Genomic DNA, 26,989 nt, shown 5'->3' with positions numbered 1-26,989 from the left:
TGGTCACTGCCGTCCCCCTTCGTTCTCGGCGTCGGTGCCGCCGGTCGCGTACTCGACACTCCGCGCGGTGAGGTCCATGTACGCCTGTTCCAGCGAGACCCGGACATCGCTCAGCCCGTGCAGCCGTACGCCGCAGGCGTGGGCGAGGTCGCCGACCTCGGCGGCGGTCGTGCCCTGCACGGTGAGTTCGCCGGACGTGGAGGTCTCGACCTTCACGCCATGAATCCCCGTCAGACGGCGGACGAGCGTCGCCCGTTCCTCGGGGTCGGGCACGTGGACGCGCGCCGAGGCGGGAGAGGCGGCGGCGAGGAACTCCGTCATGGAGGTGTCGCTCAGCAGGCGCCCGCGTCCGATGACGACGAGGTGGTCGGCCGTCAGTTGCATCTCGCTCATCAGGTGGCTGGAGAGGAAGACGGTGCGCCCCTCCGCCGCCTGGTCGCGTACGAGCCGGCGGATCCACCGCACGCCGTCCGGGTCGAGGCCGTTCACCGGCTCGTCCAGAATCAGCACGGGCGGATCGCCGAGCAGGGCGCCCGCCACCCCGAGGCGCCCGCTCATGCCGAGCGAGTACGTGCCGGCCGGCCGGCGGGCCGCCTTGGTCAGCCCCACCGTCTCCAGCACCTCGTCCACACGGCGTACCGGTATGCCGTTGGCCCGGGCCTGGGCGACCAGGTGCGTACGTCCGGAACGGGCCGGGTGGACGGCCCGGGCGTCCAGCATCGCGCCGACCGCCCGCAGCGGCCGGCGCAGGTCGGCGTAGGGGCGGCCGGCGATCAGGGCCCGCCCGCGCGTGGGGTGGTCCAGGCCCAGGATCATGCGCATCGTGGTGGACTTCCCGGCCCCGTTGGGGCCGAGGAAGCCGGTCACGCGGCCGGCCTGGATGTCGAACGTCAGGTCGTCCACGGCGAGGGTGTCGCCGTAGCGTTTGGTCAGTCCTCGGAGGCTGATCACGCCAGTTCCTTCGCTGTCGGTCGGTGCGTCGGGTCCGGATGAGGGAGGGCCGCCGCCCTTCCCCCCTGTGGATCCCGTACAGCGACGACGCTAGGAGTCCGCGACGCCCGTTCCCATCGGGCGAAGGGCAGCGGTGTGCTGCCTTTCGTCAGGGGGCGCCCCCTACCTGGGACGGATCTCCGGGGCGGGCCGTGGGCGGGGTGGTGCAGCGGTCGTAGGCTCCCCGGGTGGAAGAGACGACACTGAACAGCCGACCGGTCCGCGTCCTCGTGGCCGACGACGAGGCGATGGTCCGGGCGGGTGTACGCGCCATCCTGGCCAGGGACCCGCAGGTCGAGGTGGTCGCCGAGGCGGGCGACGGGCATGAGGCCGTCGCGCTGGCCCGCCGGCACCGGCCGGACGTGGTGCTGCTGGACATCCAGATGCCGGGCCTGGACGGGTTGACGGCGGTCACGCGGTTCCAGGGGGAGTTGGCGGGCGTCGGTGTGATCATGCTGACGACCTTCGGCCAGGACGAGTACATCACCCGGGCCCTGGAGGCGGGCGCCGACGGCTTCCTGCTGAAGGCGGACGACCCGAGGGAACTGCTCAACGGGGTACGGGCGGTGGGGGCCGGCGGGGCCTACCTGTCCCCACGAGTCGCCGGCCGGGTCATCGCCGGCCTGCGCGCGCACCGGGCGGCCCACCCGCACCGGTCGCTGGAACGCCTGACGGACCGAGAGCGCGAGGTGCTGGCCGGTCTCGGCGTGGGCCTGTCCAACGCGGAGATCGCGAGCCGGCTGCACCTGGTCGAGGGCACGGTGAAGGCACATGTCAGCGCCGTCCTGGGGAAGTTGGGAGCGCGCAACCGAGTGGAGGCCGCCATCGCCGCGTACGAGGCGGGGCTCGTCCCGCCGCACGGTCGCTGAGCCACTTCCCCCGCTGACGTGGTCACCCCGCTGTCGCCGCCGTCTCCGCTGACGCCGCCGTCTCCGCCGTCGCAGCGATCCCCGGTAGTCGCCGTGGTCTCGCGGTCACCGAGCGACGAGCGCCGCCCTGACCCCTGGCCGCGCGGTCCTGTCAGCGGCGTCGGCGGGCGTTCAGGCGCGCGGCCTGGCGGGTCAGGTGGGCGCGCTCGGCGAGGTTGGGCGCCTTCTGGGCCGCCTCGGCGTACAGGCGGGCCGCCGTCGCGCGGTCGCCGGCGCGCTCGTGGAGGTACGCCGCCACCGCGGCGTGGCGGGGCAGGGAGTCGTCGAGGGCCGCGAGCGCCGCCAGACCGGCGTGTGGGCCGTCGGCCTCGCCGACGGCCACCGCGCGGTTGAGCCGGACGACCGGGCTGTCGGTCAGGCGCGCGAGCTCGTCGTACCACTCGACAATTTGCGTCCAGTCGGTCTCCTCCGCGGTGGGCGCGTCGGCGTGGAGGGCGGCGATGGCCGCCTGGGCCTGGTACTCGCCGAGCCGGTCGCGGGCGAGGGCCGCCTGCAGGATCCGGACGCCCTCGGCGATCGTCTTCGTGTCCCACCGGCCGCGGTCCTGTTCGCCGAGCGGCACCAGGCTGCCGTCGGGCGCGGTCCGGGCGGCGCGCCGGGCATGGTGCAGCAGCATGAGGGCGAGCAGCCCCGCCACCTCGGGGTGGTCGATCACGGCCGCGAGCTGCCGGGTGAGCCGGATCGCCTCGGCGGCGAGGTCGACGTCGCCGGAGTAGCCCTCGTTGAAGACCAGGTAGAGGACGCGCAGCACGGTGGCGACGTCGCCGGGCCGGTCGAACCGTACGCCCGAGACGGTGCGTTTGGCCCGGCTGATCCTCTGCGCCATGGTCGCCTCGGGCACCAGGTACGCCTGGGCGATCTGGCGGGTGGTCAGCCCGCCGACGGCGCGCAGGGTGAGCGCGACCGCGGACGACGGGGTCAGCGAGGGGTGGGCGCACAGGAAGTAGAGCTGGAGCGTGTCGTCCACCGCGGGCGCGGGCCCGGGCGCCGGTTCCTCCTCGACGAGGTCCTCACGCCGGCGGCGGGCGGCGTCCGCGCGGGTCGCGTCGAGGAACTTGCGCCAGGCCACGGTGACCAGCCAGCCCTTCGGGTCGCGGGGCCGGTCGACAGGCCAGACGCGGACCGCCTCGACCAGCGCGTCCTGTACGGCGTCCTCGGCCGCCGCGAAGTCGGCTCCGCGGCGGACGAGGATCCCGAGCACGCTCGGTGTGAGGCCGCGGAGCAGGGCCTCGTCCATGGGTGGGGTCACTCCGTGATGGTGGGCGGCGCGGACAGGAACGGGCGTACCTCGAGCCACTCGTGGATCGGCTTCCCGCCCGCCCCGGGGGCGGCCGACAGTTCTCCGGCGAGCTCGACGGCGCGCTCGTAGCTGTCGACGTCGATCACCATCCAGCCGGCGATGAGGTCCTTGGTCTCGGCGAACGGTCCGTCGGTGACGGGCGGGCGACCCTCGCCGTCGTACCGCACCCACGCCCCCTCGGGGGCGAGCGCCTGGCCGTCGACGAACTCGCCGGTCTTCTCGAGCCGGGCCGCGAAGTCGTGCATGTACCGCATGTGGGCCGAGATCTCCTCCGGCGTCCACTGGTCCATGGGTACGTCGTTGACCGGCGTCGGGGCGCCGCGGTAGTGCTTCAGCAGCAGGTACTTGGCCATCGTGCTCTCCTCGGTCCTGGTGCGACCCATTGTGGTCGCCTTCACCACGGGGACGGAGCCGGCCACGCGTTCTCGACATCTCCTCGCGAATTTTTTTGGGCGGCGATTCCGGGAGTCCAGGAGCCACGAACCTGGCCCTCTACCAGGGTCGGAGCCGTGCGATGCCCTCTTGTCAGCGGGGACCGCCCTTCCAAGAATGCACATGACAACCGAAGCACCCTTCGGTCGCACAGTCATCAGAGGGGAACCCCACATGAAGAAGCCTCTCGCCGGCGTCCTGCTCGCCCTGCTCCTGACAGGAGCGGCGGCAGCCCCGGCCGTGGCCTCCGTACCCCAGGACACTGTCGCGCAAGCCCCGGCCGTCGCCGTCGACTTCGCGGGAACGGTCGCGCTCAGCAACTGCTCGGGCTCCGTCGTACGCACGCCCAGCTCGCTCCCGAGCGACCCCGCGCTCGTCCTCTCCAACGGGCACTGCCTGGAGAGCGGCTTCCCGGCGGCCGGGGAGGTCGTCAAGGACCAGCGGTCCACCCGCTCGTTCTCCCTGCTCAACTCGTCCGGCTCCAAGGTCGGAACCCTGCGGGCCGACAAGATCTCGTACGCCACGATGACCGACACGGACATCGCGATCTACCGGCTCACCAAGTCGTACGCGCAGATCCAGAGCCAGTACGGGATCAGCGCCCTGACCCTCGACGGCTCCCGCCCGACCGCCGGTTCGGCGATCAAGGTCGTCTCCGGGTACTGGAAGCGGATCTACAGCTGCGCGATCGACGGTTTCGTCCACCGCCTGAAGGAGGGCCAGTGGACGTGGAAGGACTCGGTCCGCTACACCTCGTCGTGCGACACCATCGGCGGCACCTCCGGCTCGCCCGTGATCGACACGGCCACCGGCAAGGTCGTCGCCGTCAACAACACGGGCAACGAGAGCGGTGAGAGCTGCACCGTGAACAACCCGTGCGAAGTCGCCGAGGACGGCACCGTGACGGTCCGCCAGGGCATCAACTACGCCCAGCAGACGTACACGATCGTTCCCTGCGTCGGCCCCGGGAACGTGATCGACCTGAACCGCGCGGGCTGCGTCCTGCCGAAGCCGTAACACCGCCTGTCCGCGCAGCGTGCCGGGGCGTCGCCCACGCGGCCCCGGCACGCTCCCTCAAGCGCCCTGAGAGCGCAGCCACATGAAGTAGTCGTCGATGTCCAGGACTTCGTCCCTCGTCAGGCGGGCCGGGGTCCATCGCGCCGCGCGGCCGTTCCGGAGGAAGTCCTCCGGGAGGGCGGTGCCGTACCTCTCGACGTACTCCGCCGCGTCGCGCCGCCAGAACCAGGTGCCGTCGCTCAGGACGGCGGAGCCGCCGGTGACCGAGAACCTTCCCTCCAGGACGTCCTCCGAGTAGCCCATGAGGGCGATGATCACGGGAGCGTTCCTCAGATACGCGCCGATCGCCGCCCGCTCGTCCTCGGGAATCGCGCCGCTCCCCTCCACGAGCCGCTTCGCCGTCCGGGAGAAGGCCGACTGGCCGGCGATCCGGCCGAAGGCTCCCAGGGGGGCCACTTGACGCATGGTCTTCCCTCGGTCGCGTGTGCGGGCTGATCCGAGCATCGTAGATCGCGCCGGTAGGGACCGGGTGTGTCCGAGATCGTCTCGTCCGGACCCGGTCCACGCTCCGTCTACTTCGTCAACGGGTCTCCGAGCGGCCCGTCGGGCAAGTGACACCACCGCCCGCAGAGGGGGCAGGACGCTCCTAGCCCCAGGTACGGCCGCACAGGACGAGGCGATAGCCGTCCGGATCGACGACTGTCACGCCGTACTTGTCCCAGTACGGGTTGTGCGCGGGAACGCGGGTGCCGCCGTGGGCCAGCAGCCGGTCGACCAGGGCGTCCTCCACGGGGGCGCCCAGGTAGACGACGAACAGGTCCTCGACGGTGGGGGTCGGTTCCAGCGGGTGCTCGGGGTCATGGGTCAGTTCGAAGTGCCATGTCCCACCGGGCGGGCCGACCATCAACAGGTCGTGCTCGCCCGGGGTGCGCTCGGTGGTCCGCCAGAGGACGTGGAGCCCGAGGCCGTCCACGTAGAACCGTTCGGCGGCGACGAGGTCCCGCGAGGGCCGGGCCACGCGGACGTGTGTGGTGGAGCTGATCGTCATGATCACGACTTTACGGCCCTCGGCGCCCGGGTTCGGCGGTCCGCCGCCGGGGTGGCGCGTGGAGGGGCGGGCTCGGGGCAGACGGGGAGGTATGACCGTAGCGAAGACGAGTGTGCTCGTACTGGACTGCGCCGAGCCCGAGCGACTCGCGCAGTTCTACGCCTCCCTGCTCGGCGCCGACGTCGAGGCCGGCGGGGATCCCGATTTCGTGGTGCTCAGCGGCGCCGACGGAGTCCTCCTCGCGATCCGCCGGGACCACGGGTACGCGCCACCCAGTTGGCCGCGACCCGACGACGCCCAGCAGGCGCATGTCCGGTTCCTGGTCGCCCCCGAGGACCTGGACGAGGCCGAACGCGAGGCGGTCGCCCTGGGCGCCAGGCCGATGACGGCCGCGGCACAGCCCTTCGTACCCTCCGCACGTGAGGGGCGCCGCCTGGAGGAACGGACGTTCGCCGACCCGGCGGGCCACTCCTTCACGTTGGCTCCGGCCCCACGGGGCGAGGGAGTGCGCTAGGTGGTGCGGGTGTGCCGGGGGTGGCCGGGATGTCGAGGAGGGCGAGGAAGGCGCCGGCCGCGGGTGTGGGGCCGGCGTGGCTCCAGAGGACGTACTCGACGCGGGCCGGCGCGTCGGTGACCTCGACCGTGGTGACGCCGGTGAGCCGGCGTACGTAGGCGGACGGGAGCATGGCGATGCCGAGGCCCTCTCCGACGAGGCGGGCCAGGAAGTCGGCGTTGGTGACTTCGAAGGCGACGTCCCGGCTGAGCCCGGCGGCCGAGAAGGCCTGGTCGGACTGGACGCGTCCGGCTGTCCCGGCCGGAAGGTCCACGAACATCTCGGAAGCGAGTCTCCGAAGGTCGACCGTCGTTTCCGCGGCGAGCGGATGGTCCGGCGCGACCACGGCGACGAGGCGGTCATGGGTGAGTTCGCGGGCGGCGACACCGTGCGGTCGCGAGGTGGTCGGCAGCCCGAGGAACGCCACTTCGACAGCTCCTTCCCTGACCTGTTCGACGAGTTCCTCGCTCGCGCCGACCCGCAGGCTGACACGTACGTACGGGTAGCGGCGGCGGAAGTCGCGCAGCGCACCGGGGATGTCGACCGCGGCGACGGTGGGGATCAGGCCGACGGCGAGCCGTCCGCGTACCTCGCCGACGGCGGCGGCGACCTCGGCGGCCGCGCGTTCGGCGGCGTCGAGGCACTGACGGGCGGCGGGGAGGAACGCCGCACCGGCGGGTGTCAGCCGCACCCGCCGACTGGTGCGCTCGAAGAGTCTCGCGCCCAGTTCCCGTTTCGCCGCCGTTCTCGGCGCCGTCCTGCTCGGCCAGACCTTCGGGCCGGGCCAGCTCGTGGGGTTCGCTCTCGCCCTCGCCGCGATCGTCGCGGGACAGCTTCCCGCGCCTGCGGGCGCGACGGCGAACACAGTAGACACGGCAACCACGGCAACCACGGCAAAAGAGAAAGGCAAGGAGGTCACCGACTCCTTGCCACTCTCAACTTATAGCGCACCCCCGGGCTTGCGGCAAGGCCCCCGGGGTGCCGCAGAATCGGCCGTCGAAGCCAGGACCTGCGGAAATGGGCGTGTTGATGATTGATGTGATCGTTGTCGGCGGCGGACCGACCGGGCTGATGCTGGCCGCCGAGCTGCGCCTGGCCGGAGTGCGCGTGGTCGTGCTGGAGAAGTTGACCGCACCGACCGAGCAGTCCCGCGGGCAGGGCCTGCACGTCCGCAGCGTCGAGATGATGGACCAGCGCGGACAGCTGGACCGGTTCCTCGCGGTCAGTGAGAAGTTCCAGGTCGGCGGGCTCTTCGGCGGCATCGCCAAGCCGTGGCCGGAGCGGCTCGACACGGCCCATCCGTACGGCCTCGCCACGCCCCAGCCGGTCACCGAGCGGCTGCTCCACGAGCGTGCCCTCGAGCTCGGGACCGAGATCCGGCGCGGCTGCGAAGTGGTCGGGCTGAGCCAGGACGCGGACGGGGTGACCGTCGAGCCGGCGGAGGGCACACGCCTGCGCTCGCGCTATCTCGTCGGGTGCGACGGCGGCCGCAGTGTGGTGCGCAAGCTGCTCGGTGTCGGCTTCCCCGGCGAGCCGGCCAAAGTCGAGACGCTGCTGGGCGACATGGAGGTGACCGAGTCGGCGGAGGAGATCGCCGCCGCCGTCGCGGAGGTCCGTAAGACGCAACTGCGGTTCGGCGCCCAGCCCAACCGGGACGGGTCGTACCGCATCGTCGTGCCCGCCGACGGCGTGGCCGAGGACCGTACGGCCGCGCCGACCCTGGAGGAGTTCAAGCGGCAGCTTCGGGCCTTCGCGGGCACCGACTTCGGGGTGCACGCGCCACGCTGGCTCTCCCGGTTCGGCGACGCCACCCGGCAGGCCGAGCGCTACCGGGTCGGGCGGGTGCTGCTGGCCGGCGACGCGGCGCACATCCACCCGCCGACCGGCGGGCAGGGGCTCAACCTCGGCATCCAGGACGCCTTCAACCTCGGCTGGAAGCTGGCCGCCGAGGTCAACGGCTGGGCGCCGGAGGGGTTGTTGGACAGCTACCACTCCGAACGGCACCCGGTGGCGGCCCGCGTGCTGGACAACACCCGCGCGCAGATCACCCTCCTTGGCACCGATCCGGGTGCGACCGCGCTGCGGGAGATGTTCTCGAAGCTGATGGACTTCGAGGAGGTGAACCGGTACGTGACCGAGATGATCACCGCGGTCGGGGTCCGCTACGACTTCGGCGAGGGCCACGACCTGCTCGGCCGCCGGATGCGGGACGTGAAGCTGAAGCAGGGGCGCCTCTACGAGTTGACGCGCGCCGGCCGCGGGCTGCTGCTCGACCGGACCGGGCGGCTCTCGGTGAAGGGTTGGGCGGACCGGGTCGATCATGTCGTCGACGACTGCGAGGAACTGGACGCGCCCGCGGTGCTGCTGCGGCCGGACGGTCACGTGGCATGGGTCGGTGAGGATCAGCGGGAGCTGCTCGACCGGCTGCCCCGCTGGTTCGGCGCTGCCACCGGCTGAGCGCGGACCGCGAGAACACCCCTCGCCCACCGCCCCAGGCCCGGCCCTTCCCCGACGGAGGGAAGGGCCGGACCTGCTTCATGGGGTCACTCGACCCAGATGTAGAGGGCCCACTTGCTGCCGGACGGGGTGCAGTAGGCGGGGCCGACGTAGGACGACGCCAGCGAGTAGCACGTCGACTCCGAGTAGCGGCCGTCGTACTTCCAGTACCCCGGCACAGCCGCTTCCGCGCCGGCCTGGGTGGGGGTGGGAGCCGCCTGTGCGGTGGCGGCGCCGCCCATCAGCGCGGTGGCGCTCAGGGCTATGCCGGCGAGTAACAGACGTGCGCGCATACAAGTCTCCTTCATCGCTTCGTGGATGCGAGCCGCTCTTCGATGGCACCGAGGAGCAGGTCTCGCGGGCTGCCGGTGGAACGATTCGCGAAAGCGGGAGGGGGAGGCAACGGCCCACAGCCGTCCGGGACAGGGCACCGGTTGTCCCGCCTGGTGACGGCCTTGTCCGGGACGGTCACCAAGCCGTCCCCTCAGGGGGAGAATGAGGCCATGTCAGCTGACGGTACGTCCTCACGGCGCCGCATAGGCGTGATGTTCGACCGGGATCGCGAGCCCGAGGAGCTCGCCGCGTTCGCGAAGGCGGTGGAGGCGTCCGGCGCGGACGACCTCTGGGTGGTGGAGGATCTCGCATGGGCGGGGTCGATCGCGTCGGCGGCGCTCGCGCTGGGCGCGACCGAGCGCCTGCGGGTGGGTATCGGGATCGCACCGGCGCCCCTGCGGAACCCGGCGCTGCTCGCCATGGAACTGGCCACGCTGGCACGGGTGTTCCCCGGTCGGCTCATCGCGGGGATCGGCCACGGGGCACCGCCCTGGATGGCGCAGGTGGGAGCCGAGACCCCGCACAAGCTCGCGCTCCTTGAGGAGACGATCGGGGCCGTGCGCTCCCTGCTGCGCGGCCGGACCGCGCACGTGGAGGGCCGGGTCGTGCGCATCGACGGCGTACGGCTGGTCCATCCGCCGGCCGAGGCCCCGCCGGTCGTCGCCGGTGTCGTACGTCCCCGGTCGCTGGAGCTGTCGGGGCGGGCCGCCGACGGAACCGTCGTCGCCGAGGGGCACGGGCCACAGGCGGTCACCGCAGCGCTTGAGCACATCGGAAAGGGCCGGGCGACGGCCACGGAGCCGCGGCCGCACGAGCTGGTCGTCCTCACCCACCTGTGCGTCGGCGACGACCCGGCGCGGATCACGGCGGCGACGGCCCCGATCGTCGAGGAGTACGCGGACTGGCTTCGGGTCCCCCCGGGCGAGGTCTTCCTCGCCGCCGGCCCCGCCACCACCGCGGCCGACCGGGTGCGCGGTCTCTGGGACGCGGGCGCGGACACCGTCGTACTGCGCCCGGTGGGAGACCGTCCGGTCGAGCAGGTACGCGAGGTCCTGGCCCACCTGGAGGACTTCCAGCCCAGCCGCTGACCCACCGTCGGCGACGAGCCCGTGCCTCTCCCCGTACGCGCGGAGGGGCATGGGCCCCGCCCGCGCGCTCGGCCGCGTGCCCTGAGGCGGGGGGTCGCCTGCCGGCGTTCACCGTGTCAGACGTGCCCCGGGGCGAGCCCGCGGCCGGCGAGGACCAGCAGCGTGGCGTTTACTCCCGCCATGGCGAGGACGACCACGAAGGGCAGGCGCCCGCGGGCGAGGGCGGGCGGCCCCGCGACCGCCAGAAGGCAGAGAGCGAGCGTCGCCGCGAGCAGCGACCCGCCTCCCACGGTCACGGGTCCCGCAGGACCCACGGTCAGCACCGCACAGGAGGCGAAGGCCAGGATCGCGGCCGCCGCGATCGACCGGCGCCGCCCGAGTCGCTGCGGAAGTCCGAGCACACCGCTCTTGAGGTCCTCCTCGATGTCGGGCAGGACGTTGGCGAAGTGCGCACCGGTGGCCAGCAGGGCCGCCGCCGCGGACAACCACAGGGGCGGCCACGGATGGCCCGGGAGAGCCAGCGTCAGGAACGCCGGGAGCAGGCCGAAGGCGACGGCGTACGGCAGCCAGGAGGCGATCGTGTGTTTCAGCCACACGTTGTAGGCCCAGGCGGCGGCGACGCAGCCGAGATGGACCGCGCCGGCCACGATCCCGCAGGCCAGTGACAGCGGGACGCAGGCGAGCAGAGCCGCGCACGCCGCCGTTCCGACCGTCGCGGGCCGGACAGTGCCGGCGGCCAGCGGTTTGTCGCGGCGTCCGGCCGCCCGGTCGCGCCCCACGTCCAGCCGGTCGTTGCACCAGCCGATCGACAACTGGCCCACGGCGACCGCGGCCACCGCCTTGGCGCCGGCGCCCGGGCCAAGGCCCACGGCGGCCGCCAGCAGCGCCGTGAGGACGGTGACAGCGGCCGCCGGCATCGGGTGACACGCCTTCAGCAGAGCGACGAGTGCGGGCTGTCCGGCGTCCGGGAACCCGGCCGGCGCCGGGCGCGCGTGGGGTCCTTCATCGGTGGTGGCGGGCATCGCCCCACGCTAGGGGACGGCGCGCCCGTGGCGGCCCGGTTCAGGGCCGCGACGTCCCGCTGTCCCTATGTTGGAGCAATGACTCGCGTCCTTGCGGTGAGCACGGCTTTCCCGCCGCACCGCTACATGCAGCAAGAGATCACCGACGCCCTCGTCTCCTGCCTGCCGCCCGGGGCCGACAGCGGTCTTCTGCGCCGGATGCACGCGGCGGCCGAGGTGGAGACGCGTCATCTCGCCCTGCCCCTCGACCGCTATCGCGGGCTCGGCACCTTCGGCGAGACCAACCGTCTCTTCGTCGAACTGGCCGTCGCCCTGGGTGCCGAGGCGGTCGAGCGGGCTCTCGATGAGGCGGGGGTACGGGCGGAGGAGGTCGACCTGGTCGTCTCGACGACCGTGACGGGCATCGCGGCCCCTTCGCTGGAGGCCCGGCTGGCCGCGCGGGTCGGCCTTCGGCCCGACGTCAAGCGTCTGCCGCTGTTCGGGCTCGGCTGCGCGGCCGGGGCGGCCGGCCTCGCCCGCGTCCACGACTTTCTCTCCGGCCGGCCCGACCGCGTCGCGCTCCTCCTCGCCACCGAGCTGTGCTCGCTCACCTTGCAGCGCGCGGACACGTCGCCGGCGAACCTGGTGGCGGGCAGCCTGTTCGGGGACGGGGCCGCAGCGCTGGTGGCCGTGGGCACCGATCCCGGCCCGGGCCCGGTCGGCTCGCCGGGGACCGCCTCGCCCGGAACCGGAACCGGAACCGCCTCACCCCGGGCCGGTGACCGCGGGCCGACTGTCGTGGCCACGCGCAGCCGTCTGTATCCCGGGACCGAGGACATGCTGGGCTGGGACGTCGGCGACTGGGGCTTCCGCATGGTGCTCGGCCGGGAGCTCCCCGAGCTGGTCAGGCTGCATGTGACCGAGGAGATCGAGTCGTTCCTCGCCGGGCACGACCTGAAGCCGCGGGACGTCACGGCGTGGATCTGCCACCCGGGCGGCCCCAGGATCCTCGACACGCTCGCCGAGGAACTCGACCTGCCGGACTCCGCGCTCGCCCCCAGCCGCCGGGCCCTGGCGACGGCGGGAAACCTCTCGTCCGCCTCGGTGCTGCAGATCCTGCGCGACACGCGGACCGGGGCGCCACCGCCCGGAACGATCGGCCTGATGCTGGCCTTCGGGCCGGGCTTCTCGTCCGAACTCGTCCTGCTGGGCTGGTGAGCCGAATGATGACGCCGTACACCGTACTGGTCCTGCTGGTGGTCGCCGAGCGGTTCGCGGAGCTGGCCGTGGCCCGCCGCAACGGCGCGTGGAGCCGGGCCCGTGGCGGTCTCGAACACGGCAGCGGGCACTACCCGACGATGGTGGCCCTCCATACCGCGCTCCTGCTCGGCTGCCTCATCGAGCCGTGGGCGGCCGACCGGCCCTTCCTGCCCCTGCTCGGCTGGCCGGCGCTGGTCCTCGCGCTCGCCGCCCAAGGGCTGCGCTGGTGGTGCATCGGCACCCTCGGCCCGCGCTGGCACACCCGCGTCCTGATCGTTCCCGGCCTCCCCCTGGTCACCTCCGGCCCCTACCGGTACCTGCGCCACCCCAACTACGTGGCGGTCGCCGTCGAGGGCCTGGCCCTTCCCCTGGTGCACACCGCCTGGGTGACCGCCCTGGGCTTCTCGCTCCTCAACGCGGCGTTGCTGACCGTACGTATCCGCTGTGAGAACGACGCGCTGGCGCCGGCCCGCTCCCTCTCCTCCCCCGGCGCGGCCCCGTGATCGACCTCCTCGTCGTCGGCGGCGGACCCGCGGGCCTGGCCACGGCGATCCACGCGGCGCGGTGCGGTCTCGACGTCGTGGTCGCCGAACCCCGTCCCGCGCCGGTCGACAAGGCCTGCGGAGAGGGTTTGATGCCCGGCGCCGTGAGCGCCTTGCGCGCCCTCGACGTGGACGTGGCCGGCCTGCCCCTTCGGGGCATCCGCTATCTGGACGCCGTCGGCTCCCGGCGGGCCGAGGCCCTCTTCCGCGAGGGGCACGGCCTCGGCGCGCGCCGCACCCTGCTGCACGAGGCGCTCACCGCCCGGGCCGCCGCGCTCGGCGTTCCGGTCGTGCCGCGCCGCGTGCGCCACGTGCGCCAGTACGACACGCACGTCACCGCCGACGGGACGGCGGCCCGCTATCTCGTGGCGGCCGACGGACTGCACTCACCGATCCGGCGCGCGCTCGGCCTGACCATGCGGTCGGCCGGCCGGCGGCAGCCGCGGTACGGACTGCGCCGGCACTACGCGGTCGAGCCGTGGAGCGACCTGGTCGAGGTGCACTGGTCGGCCGACTGCGAGGCGTACGTCACCCCGCTGGGTCCACGGCAGGTGGGCGTCGCCGTCCTCACCTCCCGGCAGGCCCCTTACGAGGCGCAGCTGGCCCGTTTCCCCTTTCTGGTGTCCCGGCTCGGTACGGCGGACGGGACCCCGGTCCGTGGCGCGGGGCCGCTGCGCCAGCAGGCGCGTTCCCGGGTGGCCGGCCGCGTTCTGTTCGTGGGGGACGCCGCCGGGTACGTCGACGCGCTGACGGGCGAGGGTCTCACCCTCGCCCTGACGGCGGCCGCCGAGCTGGTGCGCTGTGTGCGCGAGGGCCGCCCGCAGGCGTACGAACGCGCGTGGTGCCGCCTGTCCCGCAGCTACCGTCTGCTGACGAGGTCCCTGCTGTGGGCCCGTAATCAGCCCCCGCTGGCGCCCTTGATCGCCCCGGCCGCGGCCCGTTTCCCGGGCCTGTTCCAGCACGCCGTGAACCTGCTGGCCTGACCGGTGCGTGCGTCCACGGCGTCGGGCGGAGCGGTCGCGTCGGATCAGCCCTTCGGCGGGAGCTTGTGCAAGGTCACGTCGTGAAGCGCCCCGTCCGAGACGTCCAGGGTGAGGAACGTGCGGAAGGGCTGCCGCCTACGGTCCGTCGGAGAGCCGGGATTGAGCAGCCTGAGGCCGCCGGGCGCGACGGAGTCCCAGGGGATGTGGCTGTGGCCGAAGACGAGGACGTCGAGGTCCGGGAAGCGTGCGGCGCACCGGCGTTCACGCCCGCCGGCCGCTCCGGTCTCGTGCACGACGCCGAACCGCAGCCCGGCCAGTTCCGCGCGTGCGACCTCGGGGAGCCGTCGGCGCAGGGGCGGGCCGTCGTTGTTGCCGAAGACGCCGATCAGCCGGCGCGACCTGGACTGGAACAGGTCGAGCGTCGCCTCGTCGGTCCAGTCTCCGGCGTGGATCACGACATCGGCCTCGTCGATGCCGGCCAGGAGGGCGTCGGGCAGGCTCTTCGCCCGGGCGGGCACATGCGTGTCGGAGGTCAGCAGCAGCCGCATACGGCTCAGCGTAGGCCGGTTCCGTGTCACACGTACTCCGCGGGACGCTCCTGGCGCGCCCTGCGGAAGGTACGGCGATAGGAGTCCGGCGGGACACCGAGCGTGCGGTGGAAGTGGCGGCGCAGGGTGGCCGCGGTGCCCATGCCGGTGGCGATCGCGATCGCCTCCATGCCGTCGTCGGTGGTCTCCAGGAGTTCCTGGGCCCGTCGGATCCGCTGGGTCGAGAGCCAGCGCAGCGGGGTGGTGCCGGTGACGGCGTGGAAGTGGCGCGCCAGGTTGCGCGAGCTCATGTTCGCCCGGCGGGCCAGGTCCTCCACCGTCAATGGCCGGTCGAGCCGCGCCAACGCCCAGGCGAACAGCGCGTCGAGGGAGTTGCCGCGCGGCTCCGGTACGGGAGTGGTGACGAACTGGGCCTGGCCGCCCGCCCGGTGCGGCGGTACGACGAGGCGGCGGGCGATCGCGTTGGCGACCGCCGAACCGTGGTCGAGCCGGACCAGGTGGAGGCACAGGTCCATCGCCGCCGCCTTGCCCGCGGAGGTCAGGACGCTGCCGTCGTCGACGTAGAGGACGTCGGGGTCGACCCGCACCCGGGGGTACCGGGCGGCCAGCGCCTCCGCGTGCCACCAGTGCGTCGTGGCCCGTCGCCCGTCCAGCAGGCCCGCGGCGGCCAGCACGAACGCCCCCGTGCAGAGCGAGGCCACCCGGGCCCCCGCCTCATGCGCGGCGCGCACGGCCTCGACGAGGTCGGCGGGCGGTTCCTCGTCGGGATCGGCGCAGGCGGGGACGATCACGGTGTCCGCGTGGACGATCCCGTCGAGGCCCTGGTCGGGTTCGAGCCGGAACCGGTCGCCGACCCGTGCGGAGGCCGGGCCGCAGACGGTGAAGTCGTACCAGGGGTCGACGAGGTAGGACCGGTCGACGCCGAAGACCTCGGAGGCCGCCGCCAGTTCGAAGTGGGGGACGCCTTCGGTGACCGCCAGTGCGACGCTGATCATGTCCGAAAGTGTACGAGCCATGGCACTGCCGCCACTCACGGCCGCGCACCCCCCGCCGACAGGATGGCGGCATGAACGAATCATCGTCGCGAAAGGGTCCGGCGCGGCGGCCGGACCGTGAGGTCGTGATCTACGGCGCCTACGGGCACACCGGGCGCTTCGTGGTGGCGGAGTCGCGGGCCCGGGGGTGGACACCGGTCCTCTCGGGGCGCGATGCCGACCGGCTTCGGGCGCTCTCCGAGGAACACCACGGGCTCGACGTACGGCCGGCGACGATCGACGACCCCGCGTCGCTCGACCGCGCGCTGTCGGGGGCGGCCGCGGTCGTCAACTGCGCCGGCCCGTTCGCCTCGACGGCCGGTCCGGTGATCGAGGCGGCGCTGCGCGCCCGGATCCCGTACGTGGACGTGGCCGCCGAGCTGGAGGCCATCGAGGACACCTTCGCCCGTTTCACCGACCGCGCCCGCGAGGCGGGGACCGTCATCGTGCCGGCGATGGCGTTCTACGGCGGCCTGAGCGATCTGCTTGTCGCCGCGGCCGTGGGCGACCAGCAGGCGGTCGACGAGGTGCTCGTGGCCTACGCGCTGAGCAGCTGGCATCCGACGGCCGGCACGCGTGCGGCGGGCCGCGTCTCCCGGGAGCGCCGGGACGGCCGCCGCCGTCTCTACACGAAGGGACGGCTGCGGTTCCTCACCGGCGAACAGCCCGTGTCCCGCTGGCCGTTCCCCGAGCCGGTCGGCGACCGGCCCGTGATCGGCGAGTTCACGATGGCGGAGAGCGTGACCGTACCGCGTCATGTGCGTACGGAAGAGATCCGGACGTTCATGACGGCCGACGCGGTCGACGATCTGGTGTCCGCGGACACGCCGCCCCCGGCGGCGGTCGACGAGCACGGGCGCTCCGACCAGACCTTCCTGGTGGAGGTCGTCGTGCGCTCCGGCGACCGGGAGCGGCGGGCCGTGGCCCGGGGCCGGGACATCTACGCGATCAGCGCGCCCCTGGCCATGGAGGCGGTGTCCCGGATCCTCGACGGCAGGATCGGCGACGGACGGATCGGCGACGGAAAGGTGGAGGCGGGAGCCGCGTTCGCCGGAGCCGCGTCGGCGGGCGAGCTCTTCGACGCGTCGGCCTTCCTCACGGCGCTGAGCGGCGACGGGGACGGCGGACGGCCCGCGGACTTCGACTGGTCGCTGTCGCTGAGCTGACGGGCGGACGACGGGCGGCGGAACACGCCACCGCCGCCGCCCCTGCCTCGTCAGTCGGTCAGTCGGTCAGTCAGTCAGTCAGTCAGGAGAAGACCACGCAGGCGGCGGCCGGGACCGGCAGGGCGCCCGCGGGGCGCAGCCCGCCGGTCTGCGGGTCGACGTCGAACCAGGTGACGTCCCCCGACCACTCGTTGACCACGTACAGACGGCGCCCCGTGGGGTCGGTCACGAGATCGCGCGGCCAGCTGCCACCGCACGACACGCCGTCCGTGAGCCGTGGCTTGTCGGCACCGTCGGCGAGGGAGTACGTGAGGATCGTGTCGCTGCCCCGCACGGCGGCCCACACGAAGCGTCCGTCGGGCGCGACGCGGACGACCGAGGGGTAGACCCGTACGTCCTCCGGCACACCGTCGGTGTCGATCGCGACCTCCGCGAGCGGGTCGAGGCGTCCGGCTGCCGGATCCCAGTGGCAGACCGTCATCTGTGGTTCGAGCTCGTGCAGGACGTAGACCGTCTCACCGTCCGGGTGGAAGGCGAGATGGCGAGGCCCGGATCCGGCGCGCAGCGTGGTCTCGGCGTGGCTCCGCAGCTCGCCGGTGGCCGGGTCCGGCGCACAGACCCGTACCGAATCGGTGCCCAGGTCCACGCTGATCACCCACCGGCCGCTGGGATCGGGCAGCACCTGGTGGGCGTGCGGCCCCTCCTGCCTCTCGGCATCGGGGCCGGATCCCTGGTGTGCGAAGACGCGCGCGGGCGCCTCCGACAGGCTGCCGTCGTCCGCCACCTCCAGGCTGCTGACGCTGCCCGAGCCGTAGTTCGCGGTGAGCAGTCTGTTCCCCGCCAGGCTCAGGTACGCGGGTCCGGCGGCGTCCACCTCGACGAGTGGGCCGAGAGCGGTCAGGCTCCCGTCGGCGCCGGGCCGGAACGCGGCGGCCGCGCCCTCTTCCGTGTCGCTCACCGCGTAGAGCACGCCGGTGTCCCGGGCGAGGGCGAGGCACGACGGGTTCGGGAAGGGATCGACGGCCGTGTGCGGCGTCAGCGCCCCGCTCGTCGGGTCCACGGCCGCGACGGTGATGCCGCGGCCGCCGCCCGAGGTGAACGAGCCGATGTACGCCCACCGGCCGCCGGACGGCTCGTCGGTGCGATCGCCGCGCTGCTCGCCCCTCGCATCGCCGCTCACTTTGCCAGTCACGTATCCACTCACAGGATGTCCTCACTCGCCGACGGGGATCCGGTGCGGTGATCAACGATCGGCCCGGCGCCGTGGTCACCGCGGCTGTCGGCTCCTGCCCGTACGGTGCGGACATGGTCGACTTCGTGCTGGTCGCGGGTGCCTGGCTCGGTTCATGGGCCTGGGAGGAGGTGGTGCCTGAGCTGCGTGCCGCCGGCCACGGTGCTCATCCGCTGACGCTCACCGGACTCGCCGAGAAGCGGGGCATGCCGGCTCGGCAGCGGACCCATGTCCAGGACATCGTCGGCGAGGTCGACCGGCTCGGCCTTCGCGACCCCGTCCTGGTCGGGCACAGCTATGCGGCCGGCCCGGTCGCCCAGGCCGCGGCGAGGACCGGCGAGCGACCGGCCCGTGCCGTGTTCATCGACGGCCCCGTCCCGGCCGACGGGGCCTCGTGCCTGGCGGCCTGGCCCGATGAAGGTAGGGCGGTCGCGGCGGCGATCGCCGAGAACGGCGGTTTCTGGCCACCGCCCGGCCGCGCCGGTTACGACGGGCAGGGGCTGACCGAGGCGCAGATCGCACGGATCATGCGCGACTCGACGCCGCATCCCGGCGCCTCGCTCACCGACCCGGCCGTGCTGACGCGCCCGCTCGCGGAGATTCCGGCGACGTACGTCCTGTGCCTGCTCAACCGTGCCGAGCCGAGCGCCGCCGTGGCCGAGCTGGTGGCCGGGGGCCACTGGCGGCAGGTGGCGATGGAGAGCGGCCACTGGCCGATGTTCTCCCGGCCGCGCGAGCTGGCGCGGATCCTCCTGGACGCGGTCCGGTGAGGCCGGCCCTGTCGGTGACAGCCCGGAAACTTTCCCTTGAGAGGCGTAAACACCCCGCATGGGGTCAACTGGTGGAGAGGCGCGCGAATGGTGCGGGCACGGTGAGGCGTGGGAAGGGCCAGGGGGTCGATCATGGGCGACCGAAGCGACGTGACCGTCGGCGTGCTGGGCTCGTACGGCGGCTGCAATGTGGGCGACGAGGCGATCCTCACCGCCCTGCTGGACAGCCTCAGGCTCGGGCGTCCCGACGTCCGGGTGCTGCTGTTCTCCCGTAACCCCGCCTACAGCCGCCAGGCCCATCCGGACGTCGAGGTGGTCGGCTGGGAGGGCGTGTGCAGGGACCGGATCTCCGAGCATCTGCGCCGGCTCAGCGCACTCGTGCTCGGCGGCGGCGGGATCCTCTACAACACCGAGGCACGCCGCTACCTCCGGCTGGCCAGGACCGCGCAGGATCTCGGTGTTCCCGTCTTCGTCTACGCCGTCGGCGCCGGTCCCCTCACCGACGAGGCCGACTGCGCCTGGATCCGTACGACACTCTCCGACGCGGCCGAGGTGACGGTCCGCGACGAGGAGTCCCAGCTGGTCCTGGAGGAGGCCGGTCTCGCCCGGCCCGTCTCCGTCACCGCCGACCCGGCGCTGCTCCTCGAACCCGGGGACACCGGCCTCGAGCTGCTCCGCGCCGAAGCCGTCCCGGCAGGCGTCCGGCTCGTGGGCATGAGTGTGCGCGAGCCCGGCCGCGCGGCCGAGCACCTCGACGAGGAGGGCTACCACCACCTCCTCGCGAACGTGGGCGACTTCCTCGCCCACCGGCTGGACGCCCATGTCGTCTTCGTCCCGATGGAACGCGACGACATCCGGCACGCGCACGCGGTGGTGTCCCACATGATCAACGCCGATCGCAGCCACGTGCTGCACGGCGCGTACCGTCCGCAGCAGGTGCTCGACATCGTGAAGCAGCTCGACCTCGCCATCGGCATGAGACTGCACTTCCTGATCTTCGCCGCGCTCGCCGGGATCCCTCTGCTGCCCCTGCCGTACGCCGGGAAGGTCTTCGACTTCGCGCAGCAGATCGGCGCGCCCGCGCTGCGGGGGGTGGTCAGGGAGGCCACCGGCCCGCTCCTGGCCGAAGTGGACCGCCTGTGGGACGAGCGGCCCACGCGGGTGGCTCATATCGCCACCCGTACGGCATCGATGAAGCTGCGGGCGGCCGAGACCGCCGATCGGCTGCTCACCTTCCTCGACTACACCGCTCCGCGGCCGCTCGACCACAGCACCGCTCCGGCGGCCGTGTCCGGAACCGGCTGACGACATGAGCCGCACGGGCCGGATGAACCGCGCGCGTCACACGAGCCCCTGACTTCCACGGAGGAACCGTGACCTATCTGATGCCGCCTCGTGTGCCCCACAGCGTGGAGCTGCCCCCGCGTCAGGCACTGCACGCCGGCACCACGCAGGTCCTGGTGATCGGTGGCGGGCCGGCCGGCATCGGGGCGGCGTTGGGGGCCGCGAACGCGGGTGCCCAGGTGGTGCTGGTCGAGCGGTACGGATTCCTCGGCGGAAACGCCACCGCGGCGCTGGTGATGCCGCTGATGAGTTTTCACAACGAGGTCAAGCAGGCCGCCGTCGGCGATGCCGCACGGCTGCTGCCACCGGACCACGGGGAGGGCGAACCGGTCGTCGCCGGGGTGCTGTGGGTGTTGCTGGAGCAGCTGGTGCGGGCACGGGCGGCGATCCGGCCGTCGCTCGAGACCGGTTACACGGTGCCCTTCGACGCGGAGCTGTTCAAGCTGGTGCTCTACGACCTGCTGGAGACACACGAGGTCCGCACGCTGCTGCACGCGTTCGCCTCCGACGTCCAGATGCTTCCCGACCGGGCGCGGGCGGTGTTCGAGACCAAGTCCGGGCCGGTCGTCATCGACGCGGACGTGATCGTCGACTGCACCGGGGACGGTGACGTCGCCGCGGCGGCCGGAGCCGCGTACGACCTCGGCCGGCCGGAGGACGGCTGGACCCAGCCCATGACGCTGATGTTCCGCATGGTCGGCTTCGACCACGACCAGTTCACCGCCTACGCCCGCGCCCACCCGGACCAGTGGAAGGGCGTGCACGGGCTGTGGGACCTGGTCCGCGCCGCCACCGATGCCGGGGAACTGGATCTGCCCCGGGAGGACATCCTCTTCTTCGCCACTCCGAACCCGGGCGAGATCGCGGTCAACTCCACGCGGGTGACGGAAGTGCTGGGCACGAGCGTCTGGGACCTCACCCGCGCCGAGTTCGCCGCTCACCGTCAGATGGCGCAGATCGCCCGCTTCCTGCGGGAGCGCGTGCCCGGGTTCACCGAGTCGTACGTCGTCCAGAGCGGTGTGCAGGTCGGTGTCCGCGAGACGCGCCGGATCGTGGGCGAGTACCAGCTGACGGGCGACGACGTGTTGACCGCCCGTAAGTTCGAGGACGCCGTCGCCCGGGGCGCGTACCCGGTGGACATCCACAACCCGAGCGGCCGCGGCACCACGCTGAGGCGACTCCCCCGCGGCGAGTCGTACGACATCCCCCTGCGCTGCCTCTTCCCGCGCGACGTGGACCGGGTGCTGGTCGCGGGCCGCTGCATCTCCGGCGACCACGTGGCCCACTCCTCGTACCGCGTCATGCCGATCTCGATGGCCACGGGCCAGGCGGCGGGCGTCTGCGCGGCTCTCGCGGCGGCCCAGGGGAAGCTCCCCCAGGACATCCCGGCCAACGCGGTCCAGCGGGAACTCCGTTCGCAGGGAGCCAGCCTTTCCTGACGGAGCGCGGACCGCCGTTGCCGCTCACTCGCTTGCCTCACCTATCGAATATCGATAGATTCCCATCGTGAGTCGATCGAGGGAGAGACGATGGGGAAAATGACAGTGCTCGCGCTGCGCGCCGTGCTCGTGGTGCTGCTCGCCGGGTCGGTGTTCGTGCAGACGGTGATGGTGGCGCTCCTCGCCAACGACTTGGAGGACCTCGACGGGGATCTCGCGCATCTGCGTACTCCGATCCTCGTGATCACGGTCCTGGGCCTCCTCACCGTCCAGGTGACCCTGGTCTCCGTGTGGCGGCTGGTGACGATGGTGCGCCGCGGAACGGTGTTCTCGCACGGCGCCTTCCGGTACGTGCACATCGTGATCGGCGCCCTCGTGGCGGCCGCCCTCCTGCTGTTCACGCTCGGGGTCCTCCTGGCGCCGGGCGAAGCCGTCCCGCCCGGCATCGTCCTGCTGATGGGCGGGGGCGTCCTGGCGATCCTGGGGGTCGCGCTCATCGTGCTCGTCCTGCGGATGCTGCTCGCCCAGGCCGTCGCGCGCGACGTCGAGGCGGCCCAGATGAAGGCCGAACTGGACGAGGTGATCTGATGCCGATCGCGGTCGACATCGACGTGATGCTGGCCAGGCGGAAGATGTCCGTGGGCGAGCTCGCGGAACGCGTCGGGATCACGCCGGCGAACCTGGCGGTGCTCAAGAACGGCCGCGCCAAGGCGGTGCGTTTCGCGACCCTCGCCGCCCTCTGCGAGGCGCTCGACTGCCAGCCGGGGGACCTCCTCCGCTGGGAACCCGAGAACGCGGCGCAGCCCGACGACGCCCTGGACGCCGTGGACACCGTGGACGGGTGACGTCAGATCCGCCCCCCATGCCCGGACCCGATGGCGACCACGCGCGCCCACGCCGGCGGTCGGGGAACGTCATCGGGATCCTCCTCGTCCCACGACCGGACTGCGTCGTGCCGAGGGAACAGGCCCACCACCGTCCGGCACGGTGGTCGCGTGGCCGGCCAGCGTGTCTGGCCGTCGGTCAGGACCACGATGACATCGGGACGGGGCCGTGCCCGGAGCGCCTTGGCGAAGCCCTTGCGGAGATCCGTACCCCCACCGCCCACCAGCGGTATTCCCTCGGCCCGGCACAGCGGGTGCACCACATGGGCCGCCGCGTCGCACGGCAGTACGGTGACGAGGTCGCGGCGGCCGCCCACAGCCCGGGAGATGGCGGCGACCTCGAGGAGCGCGCTGCCCAGCTCCGTGTCACTGACCGAGCCGGAGGTGTCGATGACCACGGAGACCCGAGGCGGTGTGCGCCGCAGACTCGGCAGAACGGCGCCGGGCACTCCAGCGGAGCGCCGTGACGGCCGGCCGTAGGTGTAGTCGTCGCCCGCACCGGCGCCGGAGGCCGCGGAGCGGATCGCCGCTCCCAGCAACTCCCGCCACGCCTGGGGTGGGTGGAAGGCCTCCTCCGCCCAGCGCCGCCACCCCCGCGGGGCGTGCCCCGGACGGCCCTTGATGCCCTGCGCCACCCGGAACCGGACGGCGTCCCGTTCCTGCTCGCTGAGTCCGTGCGCGCCGTCAGGTCCCAGCTCCCACTCCCGTTCCAGTCCGTCGGCGCCACTGCCGCAGTCGAGCCATACGACGCCCTGCGTACGCGGTCCGAGCCGGAACTGGCGGAGGTAGTCCTCCATCAGCTCCCCCTCGGGCAGCCCCAAGGACTCCGGGGTGACAGCGCCTTCGGGCCGGACAAGACCGTCGCCGAACACGTCGTCGTTGATCTCGCAGTCCGCGGCGATGTTCATCCGCAGCCGCTCCCCCGGGCCCGTGAGACCGCGCTCCCGTGCGACCCGGTCGCTGCGTCCGTGGTGGTCGCGCAGCAGGTGCGACACCTCGTGCACCCACACCCCGGCCAGCTCCTCCACCGGCGTCCGGTCCACGAACGCCGGTGAGACGTAGCAGCGCCAGTGCCGGTCGACGGCCATCGTCGGCACCCGCCTCGACTCGACGGTCGCCAGGGCGAAGAGAGCCGTCGCCAGGTAGGGCCGGGCGCGGGCGGCCTGCAGACGGGCGGCGAAGAGCTTGCCGAGGTCCAGCGTCGGAGGCGCGGCCGGCGACCCCTGGACGTCCGACCTCATCGGCCGGCCTTCGTGGCGACCGTGCCCCTGCCCGCCGCGCGGCCCGCGGCTCGGTCCGCGGCTCGGTCCGCGGCGCGGTCCGCCGCGCGGTCCGCCGCGCGGTCCGCCGCGCGGTCCGCTCGCCGGGAGAGGTTCACGACTGCGGCGAGCCGCTCGATCGACGCCGGAACGTCCCAGTCCTCCTGGCGCAGCCCGGCGAGGGTGGTGGCGGGTACGACCACCAGGTCCGGGGCTCCGCTCTCCGCCGCCCTCACCAGCAGCGCCCAGGCCGCGTCCCAACGCGTCTTCTCCGGGCGCCCACGGACCGCCTCGACCACACCGTCGAGTACGGCTTGGCGCAGATCGCCTCGCTGGGGCAGGACGGCTGCCGCGGGGTCGGCGAGCAGCAGTTCGGGGTCCGGGAGGTCCATCCGGTCCAGGCCGGCCAGCAGCTCAAGACCCGGACCGTCCCCCACCGTTCCCCTGACCAGCAGGGACAGTACGTCCCTTGACGAGCCGGCCGCGGTCGCGAAGGCGATCAGGCAGAGGGCCATGTCCCAGCTCCGGGGAGACGGCCAGGGACCGCCCCGGCGCGCCTCGTCGGTGGGGATCCGGTGGACGAGCGCGGGGCGGGCGGAGAGCAGGGCGCACACGGCGCGGCGGGCGAAGGCCACGGCCTCCGGCAGCTTCTCCGGGTCGAGCCGTGGCAGCGTCGCCCGGGGCCAGGTCCCGCCGAGGCCCCGTACCACCACCTCGTGGTCATGGGTCCACCGGAGATGGACGAAGCGGTTGGCCAGAGGCGGGCTCAGCTCCCAGCCGTCGGCGGCCGAGGACCGCGGATTGGCGGCGGCCACGATCCGTACGCCGGGAGGCAGTCGGAGGGCGCCGATGCGCCGTTCGAGGACGAGGCGGAGGAGGGCGGCCTGGACGGCCGGCGGCGCGGTGGACAGCTCGTCCAGGAACAGCAGCCCTCGGCCGGCTCGTACGAGGCGCACCGCCCAGTCCGGCGGGGCCATCGGCACGCCCTGTTCCGCGGGATCGTCACCGATGACGGGGAGTCCGGAGAAGTCGGAGGGTTCGTGCACGCTGGCGATCACGGTCGTCAGCGGGAGGTCAAGGGACTCGGCGAGCTGCGTGAGGGCCGCGGTCTTGCCGATCCCGGGCTCTCCCCACAGGACCACGGGCAGGTCGGCGGCCACGGCCAGGGTGAGCGCCTCCAGTTGGGTGTCGGGGCGCGGTTCGGTGGTGGCGTCGCGCAGCAGGGTCAGCAGCGCGCCGGCGACGTCGAGCTGGGAGTCGTGGACCGGGACGGTAGGGGTGGGGGGAGCGGCGGACGGGACGCGTGTGGGCATGAGTGATCACCTTTGGGTCGGTGGCGAGTGAGGTGGGTGACGTACGGGGAAGGCGAGACCGGTGGCCGGTCAGCGATCGGTCGCCTGCCGCGGGTGCGCGCGGTGGTCACGGGTACGGAGACGGTCCCCCGGGACCATGCGGCCGGGTCCGGGTTCGATCAGGCCCGCCCGGTAGAGCCCGTGGACGATGCGCCGCGCCGCGGCCGTCTCCAGTTCGTCCCGCAGCGGGCCGGGGCGCAGGAGCGCCTCGGGGCCCAGGAGCGCCTCGACGACGGCCAGCGCACCGGCGGTGTCGCCGTGGTCCAGGCGTTCACGGACGCCGGTGAGGCAGTCCGGTCGACGGTGCGCCTCGTCGATCGCCCGCAGGCAGGGAAGCGGAGTACCGGTCAGCGCGACCAGCAGTTCCTCCCGCCGGATCTCGGCCGGGTCGTGGTCCAGGGGCGCCAGCACCCCGTCGACCAGGCCGATCCGGTGCCGGGCCCCCCGGCACTCCACGATGCGCACCGATCCTGCCCGGTCCGGGGTGCGGGACGGGCCGGCCGGACCGTACTCCGGCTGATGCTCCGGCACCAGGGCCGAGGCGACCAGCGGGTGCAGCCGGTCGGCCTCGATCGCACCGGCACGGAGCAGTTCCAGGTCGGGAAGCACCCAGGTGGCCGCGTCGGGCAGCACCGGCAGCGCGGAGACGTCGCCGTCCGTGGACGCGCGGGCCACGACGTCCCCGAGCAGGTCCAGGACCAGCCGATGCCGGGCCCCCACCCGCACGGTGAAGGTGGAGGTGGAGGTGGAGGTGGATCGTCCGTCGGCGTGCAGCAGGATCCCCGCCTCGGCGGCCCACCGGTCGACGGCGCAGCGGTGCCTCGACGGCACCGACGTCAGCAGGTCGGGTTCCGGCGCGCGGGCCCCGTCGGCGGGCGAGCGATCGGCCCCGGACCGGATCCGCAGCTCGTCCGTCCTCCGGGCGTCCCACAGATGGCGGTGCAGGTCGAGGCGGAACCTCCGGTGGGGGCGGGGACGAGGGTGCCGGCACGCGTCGCTCCCGGGCTCGGACGCGGATCCGTCCCACAGCGCGAGGCTGATTCGCTGTCCCGCGTCCGCCCACGCCGGTGCGGTCCGCGCGACGAGGTGTTTCGGAGCAGCCCCGTCGGGTCCCATGGCGTCGTACCGAGCCAGAGAGAGGGTCAGTCCTGGGCGCAGGAGCCCATGGGGAGCGATCCTCGGCATGTGCCAGCGCAGCAGGTCGGGCGCCAGGTGGCGGAGGTCGGTCCGGATCCGGGCCGCCAGTTCCCGGCCATGGGTACGCCCCAGGCGGCGGAGGTCGAGATCGACGTCGAACCCTGCGGCGGTGCACGCACCGGCCCAGTCCCCGACACGACGGCGGGCGGTCGCGGCCTCGATCATGGACGGCGGCACGGCGTACTCGCGCACGCGCTGCCAGAAGGAAAGGCGGGAATCTCCGTTCGCGGTCTCGGTGAGCATCAGCACTCACCTTGCGCGGACGGGACCCCCAATCTGTGAACAGAATGAGTCGTCATCCCGATGATCGTATCGCCCGGGGTCCCCGACTGCCAGGGGATTGGAGCCGGTTCGACGTCCGGGGACCGGACCGGCGTCGCGTCCCCGTGGGGCCGCATGCGCCGACGGCGCCCGCGTCGTGCGGGCGCCGTCTCGACGAGATGTGTGGCCGGGCTCAGGCGCGGATGATGTTCTCCGCCTGGGGGCCCTTCTGACCCTGGGTGATGTCGAAGGTGACCGTCTCGCCCTCCGTCAGCTCCCGGTATCCGTTGCCGGAGATGTTGGAGTAGTGGGCGAAGACGTCCGGGCCGCCTCCGTCCTGGGCGATGAATCCGAAGCCCTTTTCGGAGTTGAACCACTTCACTGTGCCTCTGGCCATGCTTGTCCCTCTGCGTCAATCCATCGAGCAGCCCAGGGTCGAGCTGCCGTGGCGCCCTCCTCGAGCGCCCGCTGCAGTCTTTCCCGGGCGTCCCCCGATCTACACTCCCTCGTCCGATCTTGTCCGGAGTTCGTG

The 26,989-nt window shown here is 73.0% G+C and carries 28 protein-coding genes and 1 pseudogene; 14 read left to right on the top strand and 15 right to left on the bottom strand.

From position 1 onward, the window contains the following. Positions 1 to 3 precede the first annotated feature (3 nt). Positions 4 to 951 (bottom strand): ABC transporter ATP-binding protein, encoded by a 948-nt coding sequence (locus tag ACF06X_RS14275; protein WP_392287538.1) that lies wholly within the window; start codon positions 949 to 951, stop codon positions 4 to 6. 287 nt (positions 952 to 1,238) lie between these two features. Between ACF06X_RS14275 and ACF06X_RS14270 the strand changes: the two genes are divergently transcribed. Further along, positions 1,239 to 1,859 carry a response regulator gene (locus tag ACF06X_RS14270; RefSeq protein WP_392287709.1) on the top strand — a complete coding sequence of 207 codons (621 nt, stop codon included), beginning with the start codon at positions 1,239 to 1,241 and terminating at the stop codon, positions 1,857 to 1,859. Positions 1,860 to 2,010: 151 nt separating this feature from the next. On the opposite strand, the gene ACF06X_RS14265 is transcribed toward ACF06X_RS14270, so the two are convergent. Then, entirely contained in the window at positions 2,011 to 3,156 is a 1,146-nt protein-coding gene (locus ACF06X_RS14265) for an RNA polymerase sigma factor (protein WP_392287708.1), read from the bottom strand. Positions 3,157 to 3,164: 8 nt separating this feature from the next. Then, complete coding sequence (locus tag ACF06X_RS14260; protein WP_392287707.1) at positions 3,165 to 3,572, bottom strand: YciI family protein; 408 nt, start codon at positions 3,570 to 3,572, stop codon at positions 3,165 to 3,167. Between the two features lie 253 nt (positions 3,573 to 3,825). On the opposite strand from ACF06X_RS14260, the gene ACF06X_RS14255 reads away from it, so the two are divergent. Then, positions 3,826 to 4,668 carry a serine protease gene (locus ACF06X_RS14255; RefSeq protein ID WP_392287537.1) on the top strand — a complete coding sequence of 281 codons (843 nt, stop codon included), beginning with the start codon at positions 3,826 to 3,828 and terminating at the stop codon, positions 4,666 to 4,668. Positions 4,669 to 4,725: 57 nt separating this feature from the next. Here ACF06X_RS14255 and ACF06X_RS14250 read toward each other — a convergent pair whose 3' ends face one another. After that, the gene (locus tag ACF06X_RS14250) at positions 4,726 to 5,124 is read right to left on the bottom strand and encodes a hypothetical protein (RefSeq protein ID WP_392287536.1); all 399 of its coding nucleotides are present in this window, start codon (positions 5,122 to 5,124) and stop codon (positions 4,726 to 4,728) included. Between the two features lie 190 nt (positions 5,125 to 5,314). After that, positions 5,315 to 5,716: a VOC family protein gene (locus ACF06X_RS14245; protein ID WP_392287535.1), complete on the bottom strand. Its 402-nt coding sequence runs from the start codon at positions 5,714 to 5,716 to the stop codon at positions 5,315 to 5,317. A gap of 91 nt (positions 5,717 to 5,807) precedes the next feature. On the opposite strand from ACF06X_RS14245, the gene ACF06X_RS14240 reads away from it, so the two are divergent. Further along, positions 5,808 to 6,230, top strand: a complete 423-nt coding sequence (locus tag ACF06X_RS14240; RefSeq protein ID WP_392287534.1) for a VOC family protein — start codon at positions 5,808 to 5,810, stop codon at positions 6,228 to 6,230. On the opposite strand, the pseudogene ACF06X_RS14235 reads toward ACF06X_RS14240, so the two are convergent. Beyond that, positions 6,190 to 7,005 (bottom strand): annotated as a pseudogene (locus ACF06X_RS14235) (LysR substrate-binding domain-containing protein); the annotation flags it as partial. The gene ACF06X_RS14240 and the pseudogene ACF06X_RS14235 overlap by 41 nt on opposite strands. A 293-nt stretch (positions 7,006 to 7,298) precedes the next feature. Here ACF06X_RS14235 and rox point away from each other — a divergent pair. Beyond that, positions 7,299 to 8,726, top strand: coding sequence for a rifampin monooxygenase (rox, locus tag ACF06X_RS14230; RefSeq protein WP_392287533.1), 1,428 nt, complete (start codon positions 7,299 to 7,301; stop codon positions 8,724 to 8,726). Between the two features lie 86 nt (positions 8,727 to 8,812). Here rox and ACF06X_RS14225 read toward each other — a convergent pair whose 3' ends face one another. Further along, on the bottom strand, positions 8,813 to 9,058 hold the full coding sequence (locus ACF06X_RS14225) for a hypothetical protein (RefSeq protein ID WP_392287532.1): 246 nt from the start codon (positions 9,056 to 9,058) through the stop codon (positions 8,813 to 8,815). A gap of 210 nt (positions 9,059 to 9,268) precedes the next feature. Between ACF06X_RS14225 and ACF06X_RS14220 the strand changes: the two genes are divergently transcribed. Beyond that, complete coding sequence (locus ACF06X_RS14220) at positions 9,269 to 10,186, top strand: LLM class flavin-dependent oxidoreductase (RefSeq protein ID WP_392287531.1); 918 nt, start codon at positions 9,269 to 9,271, stop codon at positions 10,184 to 10,186. Positions 10,187 to 10,302: 116 nt separating this feature from the next. Here ACF06X_RS14220 and ACF06X_RS14215 read toward each other — a convergent pair whose 3' ends face one another. Continuing rightward, positions 10,303 to 11,208 carry a UbiA family prenyltransferase gene (locus ACF06X_RS14215; protein WP_392287530.1) on the bottom strand — a complete coding sequence of 302 codons (906 nt, stop codon included), beginning with the start codon at positions 11,206 to 11,208 and terminating at the stop codon, positions 10,303 to 10,305. Between the two features lie 78 nt (positions 11,209 to 11,286). Between ACF06X_RS14215 and ACF06X_RS14210 the strand changes: the two genes are divergently transcribed. Genes ACF06X_RS14210 through ACF06X_RS14200 form a run of 3 tightly spaced genes read left to right on the top strand, consistent with a single transcriptional unit; the run spans position 11,287 to position 13,972 of the window. Then, the gene (locus tag ACF06X_RS14210; RefSeq protein ID WP_392287529.1) at positions 11,287 to 12,405 is read left to right on the top strand and encodes a type III polyketide synthase; all 1,119 of its coding nucleotides are present in this window, start codon (positions 11,287 to 11,289) and stop codon (positions 12,403 to 12,405) included. An 8-nt stretch (positions 12,406 to 12,413) separates the two neighbouring features. After that, positions 12,414 to 12,950: an isoprenylcysteine carboxyl methyltransferase family protein gene (locus ACF06X_RS14205; protein ID WP_392287706.1), complete on the top strand. Its 537-nt coding sequence runs from the start codon at positions 12,414 to 12,416 to the stop codon at positions 12,948 to 12,950. Beyond that, the gene (locus ACF06X_RS14200; protein ID WP_392287528.1) at positions 12,947 to 13,972 is read left to right on the top strand and encodes an NAD(P)/FAD-dependent oxidoreductase; all 1,026 of its coding nucleotides are present in this window, start codon (positions 12,947 to 12,949) and stop codon (positions 13,970 to 13,972) included. Before ACF06X_RS14205 ends, ACF06X_RS14200 begins: the two co-directional genes overlap by 4 nt. Before the next feature lie 44 nt (positions 13,973 to 14,016). On the opposite strand, the gene ACF06X_RS14195 is transcribed toward ACF06X_RS14200, so the two are convergent. Then, positions 14,017 to 14,520 (bottom strand): metallophosphoesterase family protein, encoded by a 504-nt coding sequence (locus tag ACF06X_RS14195; protein WP_392287527.1) that lies wholly within the window; start codon positions 14,518 to 14,520, stop codon positions 14,017 to 14,019. 26 nt (positions 14,521 to 14,546) lie between these two features. Then, positions 14,547 to 15,515 carry a helix-turn-helix domain-containing protein gene (locus ACF06X_RS14190; RefSeq protein WP_392287526.1) on the bottom strand — a complete coding sequence of 323 codons (969 nt, stop codon included), beginning with the start codon at positions 15,513 to 15,515 and terminating at the stop codon, positions 14,547 to 14,549. A gap of 71 nt (positions 15,516 to 15,586) precedes the next feature. Between ACF06X_RS14190 and ACF06X_RS14185 the strand changes: the two genes are divergently transcribed. Beyond that, entirely contained in the window at positions 15,587 to 16,720 is a 1,134-nt protein-coding gene (locus ACF06X_RS14185; protein ID WP_392287525.1) for a saccharopine dehydrogenase family protein, read from the top strand. A gap of 82 nt (positions 16,721 to 16,802) precedes the next feature. Here the strand turns inward: ACF06X_RS14185 and ACF06X_RS14180 are convergent, their stop codons facing one another. Next, entirely contained in the window at positions 16,803 to 17,900 is a 1,098-nt protein-coding gene (locus ACF06X_RS14180; protein WP_392287524.1) for a lactonase family protein, read from the bottom strand. Positions 17,901 to 18,025: 125 nt separating this feature from the next. On the opposite strand from ACF06X_RS14180, the gene ACF06X_RS14175 reads away from it, so the two are divergent. From ACF06X_RS14175 to ACF06X_RS14155, 5 genes are all read left to right on the top strand, one after another. After that, entirely contained in the window at positions 18,026 to 18,721 is a 696-nt protein-coding gene (locus ACF06X_RS14175) for an alpha/beta fold hydrolase (RefSeq protein WP_392287523.1), read from the top strand. A gap of 132 nt (positions 18,722 to 18,853) precedes the next feature. After that, the gene (locus tag ACF06X_RS14170) at positions 18,854 to 20,026 is read left to right on the top strand and encodes a polysaccharide pyruvyl transferase family protein (protein ID WP_392287522.1); all 1,173 of its coding nucleotides are present in this window, start codon (positions 18,854 to 18,856) and stop codon (positions 20,024 to 20,026) included. Between the two features lie 68 nt (positions 20,027 to 20,094). After that, the gene (locus tag ACF06X_RS14165) at positions 20,095 to 21,504 is read left to right on the top strand and encodes an FAD-dependent oxidoreductase (RefSeq protein ID WP_392287521.1); all 1,410 of its coding nucleotides are present in this window, start codon (positions 20,095 to 20,097) and stop codon (positions 21,502 to 21,504) included. Positions 21,505 to 21,594: 90 nt separating this feature from the next. Further along, complete coding sequence (locus ACF06X_RS14160) at positions 21,595 to 22,092, top strand: DUF2975 domain-containing protein (RefSeq protein ID WP_392287520.1); 498 nt, start codon at positions 21,595 to 21,597, stop codon at positions 22,090 to 22,092. Further along, positions 22,092 to 22,349: a helix-turn-helix domain-containing protein gene (locus ACF06X_RS14155; protein WP_392287519.1), complete on the top strand. Its 258-nt coding sequence runs from the start codon at positions 22,092 to 22,094 to the stop codon at positions 22,347 to 22,349. The genes ACF06X_RS14160 and ACF06X_RS14155 overlap by 1 nt, the downstream gene beginning before the upstream one ends. A 2-nt stretch (positions 22,350 to 22,351) precedes the next feature. On the opposite strand, the gene ACF06X_RS14150 is transcribed toward ACF06X_RS14155, so the two are convergent. From ACF06X_RS14150 to ACF06X_RS14135, 4 genes are all read right to left on the bottom strand, one after another. Continuing rightward, positions 22,352 to 23,629, bottom strand: a complete 1,278-nt coding sequence (locus ACF06X_RS14150; protein ID WP_392287518.1) for a VWA-like domain-containing protein — start codon at positions 23,627 to 23,629, stop codon at positions 22,352 to 22,354. After that, complete coding sequence (locus ACF06X_RS14145; protein ID WP_392287517.1) at positions 23,626 to 24,960, bottom strand: AAA family ATPase; 1,335 nt, start codon at positions 24,958 to 24,960, stop codon at positions 23,626 to 23,628. Before ACF06X_RS14145 ends, ACF06X_RS14150 begins: the two co-directional genes overlap by 4 nt. A 69-nt stretch (positions 24,961 to 25,029) precedes the next feature. Further along, positions 25,030 to 26,439, bottom strand: a complete 1,410-nt coding sequence (locus tag ACF06X_RS14140) for a hypothetical protein (protein WP_392287516.1) — start codon at positions 26,437 to 26,439, stop codon at positions 25,030 to 25,032. A 211-nt stretch (positions 26,440 to 26,650) separates the two neighbouring features. Further along, the gene (locus tag ACF06X_RS14135; protein ID WP_392287515.1) at positions 26,651 to 26,854 is read right to left on the bottom strand and encodes a cold-shock protein; all 204 of its coding nucleotides are present in this window, start codon (positions 26,852 to 26,854) and stop codon (positions 26,651 to 26,653) included. Between the last annotated feature and the right edge of the window lie 135 nt (positions 26,855 to 26,989).

The sequence above is a fragment of the Streptomyces sp. NPDC015346 genome, from assembly GCF_043078785.1.
In the GTDB taxonomy this organism is placed as follows: domain Bacteria; phylum Actinomycetota; class Actinomycetes; order Streptomycetales; family Streptomycetaceae; genus Streptomyces.
The sequence above is the reverse complement of the archived record's forward strand: the minus strand, read 5'-3'. Positions and strand labels throughout refer to the sequence as shown.